The organism is Chryseobacterium candidae (assembly GCF_004916905.1).
GTDB classification, from domain to species: domain Bacteria; phylum Bacteroidota; class Bacteroidia; order Flavobacteriales; family Weeksellaceae; genus Chryseobacterium; species Chryseobacterium candidae.
This window is the reverse complement of record NZ_SDLV01000010.1, coordinates 199,178-213,828: the sequence shown is the minus strand read 5'-3', so window position 1 is coordinate 213,828 and position 14,651 is coordinate 199,178. Positions and strand designations below refer to the sequence as shown.

General features: G+C 36.0%; 14 protein-coding genes. 8 read left to right on the top strand and 6 right to left on the bottom strand.

Features of this window, described 5'->3' with window-relative positions; translation table 11 throughout:
• Positions 1–27: 27 nt before the first annotated feature.
• Positions 28–378 carry a 4Fe-4S binding protein gene (locus EK417_RS05790; RefSeq protein WP_076594473.1) on the bottom strand — a complete coding sequence of 117 codons (351 nt, stop codon included), beginning with the start codon at positions 376–378 and terminating at the stop codon, positions 28–30.
• A gap of 59 nt (positions 379–437) precedes the next feature.
• On the opposite strand from EK417_RS05790, the gene EK417_RS05785 reads away from it, so the two are divergent.
• From EK417_RS05785 to EK417_RS05775, 3 genes are read left to right on the top strand one after another with little or no spacing between them, the layout of a single operon-like run.
• A complete protein-coding gene (locus EK417_RS05785; RefSeq protein WP_136521588.1) occupies positions 438–1,472 on the top strand; it encodes an acyl-CoA reductase in 1,035 nt (344 codons plus the stop codon).
• 46 nt (positions 1,473–1,518) lie between these two features.
• Positions 1,519–1,956 (top strand): peptidylprolyl isomerase, encoded by a 438-nt coding sequence (locus tag EK417_RS05780; protein WP_228402409.1) that lies wholly within the window; start codon positions 1,519–1,521, stop codon positions 1,954–1,956.
• Between the two features lie 33 nt (positions 1,957–1,989).
• Complete coding sequence (locus EK417_RS05775) at positions 1,990–2,679, top strand: Bax inhibitor-1/YccA family protein (RefSeq protein ID WP_136521587.1); 690 nt, start codon at positions 1,990–1,992, stop codon at positions 2,677–2,679.
• A gap of 250 nt (positions 2,680–2,929) precedes the next feature.
• Here EK417_RS05775 and EK417_RS05770 read toward each other — a convergent pair whose 3' ends face one another.
• The 5 genes from EK417_RS05770 to EK417_RS05750 all read right to left on the bottom strand — a co-directional run bounded on the left by EK417_RS05770 (position 2,930) and on the right by EK417_RS05750 (position 8,560).
• A complete protein-coding gene (locus tag EK417_RS05770; RefSeq protein ID WP_002980002.1) occupies positions 2,930–3,178 on the bottom strand; it encodes a DUF6952 family protein in 249 nt (82 codons plus the stop codon).
• Positions 3,178–3,486, bottom strand: coding sequence for a thioredoxin family protein (locus EK417_RS05765; protein ID WP_034698499.1), 309 nt, complete (start codon positions 3,484–3,486; stop codon positions 3,178–3,180). Before EK417_RS05765 ends, EK417_RS05770 begins: the two co-directional genes overlap by 1 nt.
• A 126-nt stretch (positions 3,487–3,612) precedes the next feature.
• A complete protein-coding gene (locus tag EK417_RS05760; RefSeq protein WP_034698496.1) occupies positions 3,613–4,245 on the bottom strand; it encodes a peroxiredoxin in 633 nt (210 codons plus the stop codon).
• 149 nt (positions 4,246–4,394) lie between these two features.
• Positions 4,395–7,334, bottom strand: coding sequence for a M16 family metallopeptidase (locus EK417_RS05755; protein WP_136521586.1), 2,940 nt, complete (start codon positions 7,332–7,334; stop codon positions 4,395–4,397).
• 32 nt (positions 7,335–7,366) lie between these two features.
• A complete protein-coding gene (locus tag EK417_RS05750; RefSeq protein ID WP_076594478.1) occupies positions 7,367–8,560 on the bottom strand; it encodes a pyridoxal phosphate-dependent aminotransferase in 1,194 nt (397 codons plus the stop codon).
• A 250-nt stretch (positions 8,561–8,810) separates the two neighbouring features.
• Here EK417_RS05750 and EK417_RS05745 point away from each other — a divergent pair, with 250 nt between their 5' ends.
• The 5 genes from EK417_RS05745 to EK417_RS05725 all read left to right on the top strand — a co-directional run bounded on the left by EK417_RS05745 (position 8,811) and on the right by EK417_RS05725 (position 14,569).
• Positions 8,811–10,148 (top strand): M20/M25/M40 family metallo-hydrolase, encoded by a 1,338-nt coding sequence (locus EK417_RS05745; RefSeq protein WP_136521585.1) that lies wholly within the window; start codon positions 8,811–8,813, stop codon positions 10,146–10,148.
• 98 nt (positions 10,149–10,246) lie between these two features.
• The gene (rsmG, locus tag EK417_RS05740; protein ID WP_076594480.1) at positions 10,247–10,882 is read left to right on the top strand and encodes a 16S rRNA (guanine(527)-N(7))-methyltransferase RsmG; all 636 of its coding nucleotides are present in this window, start codon (positions 10,247–10,249) and stop codon (positions 10,880–10,882) included.
• 62 nt (positions 10,883–10,944) lie between these two features.
• Entirely contained in the window at positions 10,945–11,349 is a 405-nt protein-coding gene (locus EK417_RS05735; RefSeq protein WP_076594481.1) for a hypothetical protein, read from the top strand.
• Positions 11,349–11,885 (top strand): DUF922 domain-containing protein, encoded by a 537-nt coding sequence (locus EK417_RS05730; protein ID WP_136521584.1) that lies wholly within the window; start codon positions 11,349–11,351, stop codon positions 11,883–11,885. The genes EK417_RS05735 and EK417_RS05730 overlap by 1 nt, the downstream gene beginning before the upstream one ends.
• Positions 11,882–14,569, top strand: coding sequence for a PD-(D/E)XK nuclease family protein (locus EK417_RS05725; RefSeq protein ID WP_136521583.1), 2,688 nt, complete (start codon positions 11,882–11,884; stop codon positions 14,567–14,569). Before EK417_RS05730 ends, EK417_RS05725 begins: the two co-directional genes overlap by 4 nt.
• The last annotated feature ends 82 nt before the right edge of the window (positions 14,570–14,651 follow it).

The window sequence follows — 14,651 nt, the reverse complement described above, 5'->3', positions numbered from 1 at the left end:
CGCCTCACGGAAATGAGACGGAATTTTTTATTCGCCGTGTAAGAATGCTTTTTTATTAAGAAGAGCTTCTTCAGATTCTACGTGATCCTCATCAGGCACACAGCAGTCTACAGGACATACCGCTGCACACTGAGGCTCTTCGTGGAATCCTTTACATTCTGTACATTTATCTGTTACAATGAAGTATACATCATCACTTACGGGTTCCTGTGGTGAATTGGCGTCTACAGTAAGTCCGGACGGCAGAGTAATTGTACCTTGAAGAGCCGTACCGTCAGAAGCTTTCCAATCTACAGCTCCTTCATATATTGCATTGTTTGGGCATTCTGGTTCACAAGCCCCGCAGTTAATGCATTCATCAGTTATTTTAATAGCCATCGCTAATTTTTTTTAAATTTGCACAAAATTACAAAATTTTACCCAATTTTAAAGTAATTATGAATACCGAAAATCAAGTTTTAGGACTTATTAAATTAAGTGATTATATAAAAGCGTTTTTAGCGAAGAAACCGGAAGATCACAATGAAGATGATTCTGATATTGAATTATTGTTAAAAAAATCAGAAATAGAGAATCCGTGGTTTACCATTGATAATCAGAAATTTGCTTTACAGCAATGGACAGATCTTCTCACTGAAGAAAACATTAAGAACTGGCTTGGAAATTATTCAATCTCAAAAATTTCAAAAAGAGTTGGACTTATTCTGGCGGGAAATATTCCTTTGGTTGGCTTTCATGACGTGCTTTCTGTTATCTTGAGCAATCATATCCCTGTCATTAAATTATCTTCAAAGGATAAGTATATGATTCCGTTTTTATTAAAGAAGTGGAATGAGCTTTCCAATGGAAATGTAGCTTTTGAATTTGTTGAAAAATTGGAGAATTTTGATGCAGTTATTGCTACGGGAAGTAATAATACAGCGAGATATCTGGAATATTATTTCAAGAATCATTTAAGTATTATCCGTAAAAACAGAACCTCTGTTGCGGTTTTGAAAGGTGATGAAACGGATGAGGAACTGCAGCTTCTGGCGAAAGATATTTTCCAGTATTTTGGATTAGGATGCAGAAATGTGACGAGAATTTTCATTCCGCAGGATTTTGTGATAGACAGATTGTTTGAAAATTTCTTAGGATACCAGGATATTATCAACCATAATAAATATGCCAACAATTATGATTATAACAGAGCGGTTTATCTTTTAAATCAGGATAAGTTCTGGGATAACAATTTTGTCATGCTGAAAGAGGATGATAAGCTGTTCAGTCCGCTTTCTGTAATCAATTTCAGCAGATATGAATCATTAGATGATGTGAAAAACTTTATTGCAGAAAATGAAGAAAATATTCAGTGTGTAGTGGCAAAAGAGGAATTGAAAATGAATGCCATTCCTTTTGGTGAAGCACAAAATCCGGGACTTGATACGTATGCAGATAATGTAGATACAATGAAATTTTTAGAACTGGTCTGATTTTCGTATCTTCCATCACTTATTTCACCAGAACAAAATGAATACTATGAAAAAATTATTGCTGGGACTTGCTCTTGTGGGCGGGCAGTTGATTTTTGCACAGAAAGTCGCCGGAGCAAAGGTTGAAAACGGACCCAAAAAAGAGCAGCAGGCTAGTATCAGTAAGGAAAATATCAGTTTGTATAATGATAACTTTCTTAAGTTTATTGATGCTTTACAGGCATCTGACCGAAAGACTATTGATGGGCTGCTTTCTGAGAAAGTGAAGGAAATTGTGACGGATAATGTTCTTAAAAAAGTTAAAGATGGCATTGATCCCAATAAAAAGCTTGAAATCTTAAAGGCAGGATATTATAAAACGATGGATGGTTTGAATCATCCAAGTATTAAATATAAATATTCAGGAGAATCTTCTTCGAAAGAAGCTATAACGGCTGTATTTGAAGATGATGGAAAGATTTTGGGTGTATTGCCGGCAAAATAAACTTATTTTCGATTAAATAAAAAAATATTAACTATGATGACAGATGTTTTAGTCGCTCATTCTTCGGATGTGGAGAAAGCGAATTTTTACAAGAAGACGTATCTGCATGTTGCATTATCGATTCTTGCATTTATTGGAGTTGAAACCATATTATTAAAAACTGTTCCGAAAGAAATCATTTTCATGATGTTCGAACAAAAATATATCTGGTTACTAATTATCGGGGTTTTCTGGCTGGCTTCTGTTTTATCCTCCAAATGGTCTCTTTCACAAAGTAAATCTACCCAATATATGGGATTAGGATTTTACATTTTACTAGAGGCAATTATTTTCATGCCACTGCTTTTTATTGCGACTAATATTGAAGGAGGAGCTAATCTAATTTTCCAGGCTGCTACTTTAACGATTGCAATGTTTGCAGGTATTTCTGCAGTAGCATTCACTTCTAAAAGAGATTTTTCTTTTTTAAGAAATATCATTGTAATCGGTGGATTTATTTCTATCGGACTTATTGTAGGAGGGATGATCTTCGGTTTTAACCTTGGATTGTGGTTCTCTGTTGGAATGGTAATTTTGGCTTCAGCTACTATTTTATATCAGACAAGTAAATTGAAAGATTCGTATGGAACGAACCAATATGTAGGAGCGGCATTACAGCTTTTTGCTTCCATTATGCTTTTATTCTGGTATATTCTAAGTATTCTGATGAACAGAAGAAACTAATAGGAGCTGTCTCTTATTTTTTAAAATTATATTCCTGGTGATATTATCACCAGGATTTTAATTGGTTATTCTTTTGAAATTTTCATGCAACTTCCAGCTTCATGTGACTGGTTAAGGTCTTCTGAAGTACATTTTACAGTTGTAAATAAAGATTCTAAAGAATAGAAAAAAGTATAGTAATGAGGAAAACCTCAGAGGTATCGTATATTGTGTTTTTTATCATCTATTGATTAGGAAAAATCGCAGGATCTTATTTGTCGATTGATCCTAAAACCTTTTGTGCAAATGAGTTCAAAGCATCTTTCTCGCTCATTCCGTTCTGTACGTTGGCGTGAACTTCCAAAGCTCCGCAGATGTTGGTAATCAACTCTCCTGCAACATTCAGATCTTCTTCACTTGTTCCTCTGAACTCGCAGAAACTTTCCAGTACTTCTAATGTTTTTTCAAGGTTTTCAGGAGTCTGATTCTGATAAAACTGTCTGATTACGGGTAATTTCATTATGCTAATTCGTTAAATAGGTTAATTAAACTTTCTGCCTGGTTAGATTGAACCTGATTAACCAGTTCTCCGTTTTTAAAGATGGCGAAAGTAGGTAAGTTATCTACTTTTGCTAATTTTCTGCTTTCAGGAAGCTTTTCAGCATCTACATACAAAAATGGAATAGAATCATTTTCAGAAGCTAATTTTTTGAATTTCGGCTTCATTATTCTGCAGTTTCCACACCATGTTGCGCCATATTGAACAACTACTTTTTCGTTGTCATTAACTATATTCTGTAATGTATCTTCGGTTAATTCTGTGTACATAAGTTTATTTTTTAAAAAATAAACAATGTAACAATCTAAAAAATTGACCAATCTAACAATTCAAGAAATGACTTTTCAAATTGTTATACTGTTAGATTGTTACATTGTTATATTTAAATTAAGATATTAATTTTTTGCTAAGTATTCTGCAGTAGAAGTTCTGTCTGCTTTCATAGCATCTTTTCCTTCTTCCCAGTTTGCAGGACATACTTCACCGTGCTTTTGTACGTGAGTGTAAGCGTCAATTAATCTTAAGAATTCTTTTACGTTTCTTCCCAGAGGCATATCGTTTACCGCTTCGTGGAAAATTTTTCCAGTTTCGTCAATAAGGTAAGTTGCTCTGTACGTTACGTTAGAACCTGTGAAAACTTCGTTTCCATCTTCATCATATTCAAAATCCTGATCAACAATTCCTAATGTGTTAGCCAATTGTCTGTGAGTATCAGCTAAAAGCGGGTAAGTTACTCCTTCAATTCCTCCGTTATCTTTTGGTGTGTTCAACCAAGCGAAGTGTACTTCGTTAGTATCACAAGATGCACCGATTACTTTAGTGTTTCTTTTTTCAAACTCACCTAAAGCCTCCTGAAAAGCGTGAAGCTCAGTAGGGCATACGAAAGTGAAATCTTTAGGGTACCAGAATAAAAGAACTTTTTGCTGGTTGTTTACTGCTTCATCAAGGATGTTGATTCTTAAATCGTCACCCATCTCAGACATTGCGTCAATTGTTAAGTTTGGGAATTTTTTTCCTACTAAAGACATAATTTTTCTGTTTTTATATTTAAATTTCTTGTGCAAATATACAAAAGATTCATCTATCGAACAAACTGAAATCGATAAATAAAATCTATAATTGTTTTTGGTATACTGTTAAATAAAAAAGCCCTGTTTATAAGGGCTTTTTGTTTATTTTAATAACCAAATATTTCAGTTAAATTAAGTTTTTTTACTTCACCTAATTTCTTCATATCTTCCTCGTTCACTTTGTCTTGGGAAGCGACAATACAATATGTGTAATTCTTATTTTTCATTTCCTTGTCGTGGAAAGAATTGATGTCTGTAAAAGACAATTTTGGTGCCTGTTCATAGACATTCTTTCTCATATCAAAGTTGTTTCCAAGCTTTTGAGATTTCAGATAAGAGAAGATGATTCCGTCCTGTGTGATTCTTTCAGAAGCAATAGATTTTTTCAATCCGCTTTTCGCGGTTTCAAATAACTGTTCAGATTTCGGAAGGGTAGTCAAAAGCTCATTCATAGCCGTTGTAGACTCATTGAATTTATCTGCCTGTGTTCCTACATAAGCCATTACCATATCCTTATCTGTTTTCTTGCTAGGAAGTGCAAAATTGGAATACGTAGAATAAGCCAGTGCTTTTGATTCTCTGATCGTTTGGAAAACAATAGATCCCATGCCGCCTCCGAAATAGTTGTTGAATAAACTTACTGTTGGAGTCGTAGAAGGATTATACTGGTCAGAATTTCTTACCCAGAACACTTCAGCCTGTACCATATCATAATGAGCAAATAATACTTTGTTCTTATCAGTTGGAATCTGAGCGAAAGTTTTAGACTTAGGGAGATCTTTTAAACTTGCAGGAAGTTTGTGGACAGGTTTCAAAGATGCTACCACTTCATTTCCTGATTTTGGTCCGTAATACAATACTTTATGCTTGAAATTAAATAAATCATGAAGAACATTAATCAGATCTTCTGCTTTTAAAGCATCAAGTTCAGCATCGCTCAGTACATTGTTGAAAGGATTCTGTGCACCATATTGAGCGTAGCTTCTCAATCCGGCCATAATGGTTCCTTTATTTTGTTTAGCGTTGGCTCTGGCCTTCTTCAGCCTTGTTTTGTAAGCATCCAGAGCTCCCTGGTCTGCCTGACAGTTTTTAATCAGATCTTCAAATAAAGCAATTGTTTTATCGAAGTTTTCATTTAAGCCTTCCAGAGATACATACGTTTCTTCATTTCCGGCTCCTACATTGAAACTTGAAGCAAGTTTATAAAATTCTTTACTGATTACCTCGGAAGATTTGTCTTTCGTTCCTAAGTACTGAAGATATTCAGCTGCCAATGGAAGAATTTTGTTGTTCCATTTTCCGGAATCAAAGTGGTAATACATTCTGAACAAAGCGTTGTCTGTGTTTTTTACAGAAAGTACATCCACATCAGCTAATTTATTTTTGGCAATGTCTTTGTCATAGTTCAACCATACCGGAGCGATAGGATTTTCAGGCATCTCGTCAATCTTCTTAAGGAAAGGAGACTGGTCTTCTCTGTTAACAGAAACCGGAGTAATTGTTGGTTTATCAACTTTTACAATGCTCTTGTCTTCTCCTTTTCTTTTGTAAACAGCAACGTAGTTATTGTTCTGAAGATATTTGGATACGAAATCCATGATATCTTTCTTGGTAAGTTTTGAAATTTCGTCAACATATTCCAACGATGCTTTGTGGTCAACATCCGAAGTAAATTCATCCATCAGAATACTTGCTCTTGACGAATATTTTTCATCTTTCTGAATAATACCTTTCTTTTCGTTGTTAACAATAGATTGAATCAGATCATCAGAAAACTCTCCTTTTCTTAACTTATCCACTTCCTGAAGAAGAAGATTCTTTACTTCATCCAGAGACTGTCCTTCGGTCGGTTTTCCTTGTAAAAGTAAAACGGAATAATCTTTTAACGCATAAGATCCGGCGTAAGCACCCAGTAATTTCTGTTTTTTTACCAGATCAAGATCAATTAATCCTGCTTGTCCGTTGGTAAGCATATTTCCGACAAGATTCAGCATTCTTGCATCTTTGGTAGAAGCTCCCGGAAATCTGAACCCAAGCATTACGTTTTCAGGATTCGGTCCCACCACTTCTTTTACAATCGGAGCAGTAATCGGTTTTTCCTGTCCCACTTTATATTCAGGAATGGCTTTAGGCTTCATATAAGAGAAAGCCTTATCAATCTTTGCAATTACTTCATCCGGATTAAAATCTCCGGACATAATGATTCCCATGTTATTAGGGACATAATAATTGTTATAATATTCTCTGATAGCGTGCAGAGAAGGGTTTTTCAGGTGTTCAATCGTTCCGATGGTGGTTTGCTTACCATAATTGTTGTTAGGGAAAAGATTGGCGAACATGGTGTCGAAAACCTTATCTCCGTCATCATCAAGTGATCTGTTTTTTTCTTCATATACAGCTTCAAGTTCCGTGTGGAAGAGCCTTAAAACCGGTTCTCTGAATCTTTCAGCCTGTACAGCAAGGAATTTGTCAAGAACATTTGCAGGCACATCTTCTGTGTACACTGTCTGTTCAAAAGAAGTGAAGGCGTTAGTTCCATCAGCTCCCATCCCGGCCATCATTTTATCATATTCATTTGCGATTGCAAATTTTGCTGCCTCTCCGGAAACTCTGTCAATTTCTTTATAGATTTCTTTTCTTTTAGCCTCATCCTTGGTCTGATTGTACTTTTCGTAAAGAGCATCAATCTGATCCAGCAGAGGTTTTTCTTTTGCCCAGTCTTTAGATCCGAACTGGTTTGTTCCTTTAAAAAGCATATGCTCCAGATAATGGGCAAGACCAGTATGATCTGCAGGATCGGTTTTACTTCCCGCTTTTGTTGCGATATACGTTTGGATTCTCGGATCCTTATTGGTAGGGCTTAAAATAACCGTTAGTCCGTTTTTCAAAGTGTAGTACCTTGCAGAAGTAGGGTCATTGGTTACGTATTTGTACTTGTAGCCATTGGAAGTAGCTTCTTTCCACTGAAAATCCTGGCCAAAAGCATATCCTGCAAAACTTGCAGCGGCAATACTTGTAACGATGGTTAGTTTTTTTAACAGATTCATTGCTGTCGTGTTTATTTTGGATTATTAATTTGTTAATTGAATTTTTCCAATAAGTCTTTAATTCGTTTCATTGCTTCTCTTAAATCTTCTTCAGAGGCGGCATAAGAGAATCTGATGCATTCCGGGCTTCCGAAAGAGAATCCGCCTACACACCCAACGTGAGCATTTTCCAGAAGGAACATGGCAAAGTCGTCAGAATCTTTAATTTCTGTTCCATCAAGGGTTTTTCCGATGTAGTACGAAATATCCGGGAAGAAATAGAAAGCTGCCTTGGGAAGCACTACTTTGAATCCTGGGATTTCTTTGATCAGTTCATAGACAAGATCTCTTCTTTTTTTGAAAGCATCAATCATATATCTGTATTCGGAAGGATCTGTTTTCAATGCAACGATAGAAGCTCTCTGTGCTACTGTATTAGCACCGCTGGTCATCTGCCCCTGAACTTTTTCACAAGCTTTTGCCAGCCATTCAGGACATGCAGAATACCCAATTCTCCATCCGGTCATAGCAAATGCTTTTGACATTCCGTTGATTACGGCCGTTTGTTCATAGACTTCAGGAAACTGTGCAATTGAAGTGGTATTCGTTTCATAATTGATGTATTCATAAATTTCGTCAGAAATTATCGTTATCTGAGGATACTTGGCAATTACTTTGGCGATAGATTTTAATTCGTCATAAGTATAATATCCTCCTGACGGATTGCACGGTGAGCTGAAAAGTATTGCTTTGGTCTTCTCTGTAATAGCTTCTTCAATTTGTTCTGCTGTCACTTTGAAATCGGTAACATAAGATGTAGAAAGCATTACAGAAGTTCCACCCATCATTTTTACCATTTCATCATAGCTTACCCAGTAAGGTGCAGGAAGAAGAACTTCATCACCATCATTGATAATAGCTGCCAGAACATTGATAATTGCCTGTTTAGCTCCATTGGAAACACAAATCTGGGTAGATTTGTATTCCAGGTTATTATCTCTTTTTAATTTATATGCAATAGCCTCACGCAGTTCCGGAAATCCTGGAACAGGAGAGTAGTGGCTGTAATTTTGATTGATGGCATCGAATGCTGCCTGTTTGATATTGTCCGGAACATCGAAATCCGGTTCACCAAGAGTTAAGCTGATCACATCTATTCCGCTTGCTTTCATTTCTCTGGCTTTGTTAGACATTACAAATGTCTGGGAGTATCCTAATCTTTTTACTCTATCTGAAAGTTTATCCATTGTATTTTTTTGAATTTGAACAAATATATAATAAAAACGTGGTGTGGAGGTAATAAAAATAAGGGTGTTTTAAAGATTTTTATCAGTTTTTTGTCAAATCATATATTGGATTATAAAAATGTTTTATTTTGAAGTAAGAGATTGAATTTAATACTATTTTAGCTCAAAAAACGTAATTCAAAATAAATTATTGTAGGGAATAATTTTGCAGCTTAGCGTTTGTATCTTTAAACAATCTAACATCAGTTCTATGAAATATTCTGTTTTTTTATTGCTCATTTCATGTTCTTTTTTCTCTCAAAAACATTCAAAAGATGATGAAGTGAAAAAATATGTGAGTCAGGTGAATCAAGATTCTCTAAAATCTTATATCCGGAAAATGGTAAGTTTTGGAACAAGGCATACGTTAAGCTCTACAAATGATCCTGAACAGGGAATAGGAGCGGCCAGAAAATGGGTGATCGGAAAATTCAACGATTATGCAAAAAATTCCGGTGGCAGAATGGAAGTATATCTTCAGCAGGAAGATATTCAGCCTGATGGAAAACGAATAGACAACGTAGTAAATCTTGGAAATGCTGTTGCTTTTCTGAAAGGAACAGATCCGAACGACAAAAGGATTTTTCTCATCGGAGGACATCTGGATTCAAGAGTGAGCGATGTGATGAACAGAACTTCCTCTGCGCCTGGTGCCAATGATGACGGAAGTGGAGTAAGTGCTGTGATAGAATCTGCCAGAATACTGAGTACATCTTCATTTCCGGCATCTATTATTTTTGTGGCTTTTTCCGGAGAAGAGCAATCGTTATTGGGATCTAAGCAGCTGGCAGAAAAAATGAAAAAAGAAAATTTACAGCTGGAAGCGGTTCTGAACAATGATATGATCGGCAATCCCAAAGAAGGAGAAACCGGAGAGGTCAATACCCGGATTCTTCGTGTATTCAGTGAAGGGCTGCCTTACAAAGACCTCGATAAAAAAGCAATGACGATCAGGAATCTGGGATTTGAAAACGACAGTGAATCCAGACAGCTGGCACGTTATATCAAAGAAATTACAGAACAATATGTCAAAGGATTGGAGATAAAGCTGATCTACAGAAATGACAGGTTTTTGCGTGGAGGAGACCACACAAGTTTCGTGAATAACGGATTTCCTTCTGTAAGACTGACTGAATATTATGAAAACTACGACCATCAGCATCAGGATATAAGAACAGAAAACAATAAGCAGTATGGTGACCTTCCTGAATTTATAGATTTTAAATACCTGAAAAAGAATGTTGCAGCCAATATTGCAGTCCTTGCCAATCTTGCAAAATCTCCTTCAAAACCGGAGAAAGTTGAAATGGATGTGAAAGAGCTGACCAACTCAACAACTTTACATTGGGAAAAACCGAAATCCGGAACTCCGGCAGGATATTATGTGCTGGCAAGGGAAACGGGCAGTGCGGTATGGCAGAAAAGAATATTTACAACAGGACTTTCTGTAAAGCTTCCGCTTTCAAAAGACAATTACATTTTTGCTGTACAGAGTGTGAGTCCGTCAGGAAACCTGAGTGTGCCTGTAATTCCGGGTATTGCAAAGTAATGGATTTTGATAAAAACCAGAATTTACAGTTGCATCAGGAAAAGTAGATTTGAATACAAGAGAAATAAAACTTATTTTTGCGCTTTATAATAATTCACATGTCTGCATCGTTACTATTAAAATATTTCCCGGATCTTACTGAAAAACAGAAAGAGCAGTTCTCAAAACTGGAAAATCTGTACAATGAATGGAATGAAAAGATCAATGTAATTTCCAGAAAAGATATGGAATCGCTGTATGAAAAGCATATTCTGCACTCTTTGGGAATTGCAAAAGTGATGGAATTTGCACCGGGAACCAAAGTATTGGATATCGGAACCGGAGGCGGTTTTCCTGGGATTCCTCTGGCTATTCTGTTTCCTGAGGTAGAATTTACTCTGATTGATTCTATCGGTAAGAAAATCAGTGTAGTACAGGCTGTATCGGAAGGAGTAGGATTAACCAATGTAACGGCTATCCATGGAAGAGCAGAAAAGCTGAAAGAAAAATTCCATTTTGTTGTCAGCAGAGCGGTAACCCAAATGCCTGAATTTTTAAGATGGCTGAAAGGAAAGTTTGAAAAAGAACAGTTTAACCCTAAACATAACGGAATTTTATATTTAAAAGGAGGTGATCTTGCAGAAGAGCTTGCCGGACTTAAATGTGAAATTTTCAATCTCAAACACTATTTTGATGAAGAATTTTTTGATACCAAGAAAGTAGTTTATGTATCAAAAGGTAATTTTAATTCCTGATTTTTATGTAAATAAGGAATAATTTTTGCTAATATTTGTTAATAATCAGAAAAGTAAAGGTTATGAAAAAACTTTTAAATATTGGATTTTCAGTATTCGTGTTGAGCGTGCTTCTGGTTTCGTGTAATGATGACGATTATCATACCATTGAATCTATTGATAAAATCAAAATAGACAGTGTAAAGATTGTTCATGATACCATGAGTGTTTTTTCGATACAAAGCATCAAAACGTATTCCACGTATCCGTCTCATTGTGAGGGTTTTTATGGATATGATTATATTTATAATACCAGTCTGGAAAGAACAGTTACTTCCTATAAATACATTACCGACGGACCTTGTACACAGGGCAAATATGTAGGAGTAAATCAGATTAACTTCAGCCCGCAAAGAAAAGGGACTTATACTTTTAAATTCTGGAGTGGAGGCAACAACTGGATTACCAAAACAATTGTAGTGGAATAATGAGATTGACTTTTGTATTATGTATATTGGCTATTCAGGCTGTATCCGGACAGAAAATTTTCTGGGAGGAAGGCAGAAAGCTAACCTGGGATAACTTTAAAAGTCCGGTTAACAAGAAAAAGAATCCTGATGTGGCAGCATACACCCATTGTGGCTGGGAGTTTTATTCTGTAAAATCTTCCGATCCCAAAGCACCGGTTACCATTACTATTAAGACGCTTTTTCACGAAGATAAATCATGGAAAGATGTCAAAAGAATGGATGATTATATTCTCCTCCATGAGCAGAAGCATTTTGATATTGCAGAATTATTTGTGAGAAAATTCCGAAAAGCAGTCGCTGAAAAAATTAAAAATTCCGGAGACTACAACAAATATTTCAAAGCAATTTATAACGGGATATCCGTTGATTATAAAAACTTTCAGATGGCGTATGACAGAGAAACCCGTCACGGACTCGATAAAGAAAAGCAAACCGAATATAATCATTCAATTTCTGAACAACTCGACAACTTAAAAAGCTACCAAACCCTTTGAAATTCCTCAATAAGATCATCCACGAACTGCTGGCACAAAACACTGACCTTTCTGCGTTTAATATCATTCTGCCCGGAAAACGTCCTATCGTTTTTATCAGACAGATCCTGGAAGAAAATAATTATTCAGGGTTTCTTCCCAACTTTTTTACGATTGAGGAACTCATCAACACAATTGCCGATCAACAGACGATTCAGGGGATTCCGCTGTGGCTTTTCTCTTTTGATGTGTACCGAAGCCTGAATCTTATTCCAAGAGATGATTTTTCAGATTTCCTGAAATGGTTTCCCACCTTACAGAAAGACTGGGATGATATTCTCAAATTTTCAGATAGCGATCAGGCAGTTCTGCAGTATATGTTTGATGAGGAAAGAATCAAAGAATGGGCGCAGGACCTTGGAGAAGATGATGATGTCCCGAGAAAGAAGTTTCTTAATTTCTGGCAGAATATGAACGTTTTTCTCCCTGTTTTAAAAGAAAAACTACAGGAGAAAAACTGGGCAACTACCGGAATGATTCACGAGGCGGCTAAAGCCAGGATTGTAGACTTTGCTAAAAATACCAAAGAAGAATTTGTCTTTTGTGGTTTCAATGCCTTTACTCCGGTAGAGGAAAAGCTTGTAAGAAGCCTTTTGCAGTGGAATAAAGCTCAATGTTTCTTTCAGGCAGACCGCTATTACTTCAATGATGAAAGACAGGAGGCCGGAAAATTTCTCAGGAATCATAAAACCTGGAAAGAATTTGATGATGACAGAGCTTTTCAGTGGATAGAAGACGATTTTAATCAGCCTAAAAAAATTAAGGTGTACGAAGTGTCCGGAAATGTAACCCAGACCAAAGTATTACCTGAGATCTTTAAAGAGATCAATAATAAAACCTATTCCAATACGGCAGTGGTACTCCTTGATGAAAATCTTCTTCCTGCCAGTCTTGATGTGATGCATGATGTTGATAATTTGAATATTACAATGGGATTTCCGTTGAAAAATTTATCTTTCTCCAATGCCGTGAAACGTCTTTTCTACCTGCAGAAACAATTGGAGAAAAACAAACTGTCTTATTATTACAGAGATGTTTTCCCTATTCTGGAAGAACTGCCAAAATCTGTAGAAGATGAACAAATTATCAATGATTTTAAAGCTAAAATAGAAGAGAGAAATATTGTTTATATTTCCAGGAAACTTCTACATGAACTGCTGGGCGGCCTGTCTTACTACGGCCTTCTTCAAAAAGCAACAGGAACCAATGGTTATCTGGATATGCTTATTGGGTTCTGCCAGCAGGTAAAATGGCTTGAAATAGACGATATTCAGTATGAGAATGTCTCTCACTTTGAAAATGCATTCAGAATCATCAAAAACCAGCTGACTCCCTACAATATTGAGATCAAAATGGAAACGCTGGAAATTCTGATCAACCAGCATATCAACTCTGAAAGTATCGATTTTCAGGGAGAACCATTGAGAGGATTACAGATCATGGGATTACTGGAAACGCGTCTTTTGAACTTTGAAAACGTTATTCTGCTTTCTGTAAACGAAGGAAAACTTCCGCTTGGAAACTCTCAGAATACCTATATTCCTTTTGATATCCGAAGGTTCTTTGATCTTCATACTTTCCTGGAAAATGACAGCATTTATGCCTATCACTTTTACAGGCTGATTCAGGATGCGAAGAATGTACATTTGCTGTACAACGCATTAAGTTCAGGAGTAAATACCGGAGAAAAAAGCCGTTTCATTACACAGATAGAAATGGAAAGTTCTCATGACATTGAACATCTCATTATTGAAAATTCTTCGGAGCCTATTACTACCAAACCTATCGAAATTGCAAAGACACATATTGTGCAGCAGCGTCTTCAGAAATGGAAGGAAAAAGTATCAGCTTCCCACTTAACGAGTTATCTTTATAATCCGATCGATTTCTACCTTTCCAAGATTTTAAATACCTCGGAAACAGATGAAATTGAAGAAGAACTATCGATAAAAAATTATGGAAATCTGGTCCATTATTCACTTCAAGAAGTATATGAGGTATTGAAGGGTAAGGTTTTAAAGGAAAGTGATTTAAAGAGTTCAGTTAAAGCAATAGATGAATATATAAATACTGCCATTGAAAAGCTGAAACACCAGCCGGAATTTTATGAAAAAGGGATGAACTATATCCATAAAGCCATTGCCAAAAAAGTAATTGAAAACGTGTTAAATCATGATCTTGAGCTGATAAAACAAGGCAATAAACTGGAGATTATTGATATCGAAAGAAGATTTGAAAATATAGATTTTCCTCTGGAAGGAAATGATAAGATTTCTTTCTTCGGATTCATTGACCGGATTGATAAACTGAACGGTACTCTAAGAATTATTGATTATAAAACAGCGAAGATTAAAAATCTCAATGTAAAGATTGATCAGGATAATGCAGATAAATATTTTCATAACAGCGAAAGAAAACAGGCCCTTCAGCTTTGTATTTATCATTACGTTGTTCAGCACCTTCCTGAGTTTTGGGGGTTCCCGATTGAAACAGGAATCTGGAGTTTTGCAGACGCTAAAATGGGAATGGTTTCGTTACAGTTTGATAAAGGAAATATTGATGATGCCATGAAATCTGTCAAAAGTCTTATTCTTGAAATCCTGAATCCGGATATCAATTTTGTGGAAACCATAAAAACGTATTAAAAATAGCTGACATGCATTGGAAAACATGCCTGATCTGAAAAATGAGGGAATATTTTTTTAATTTATAGACTGAAATACATTT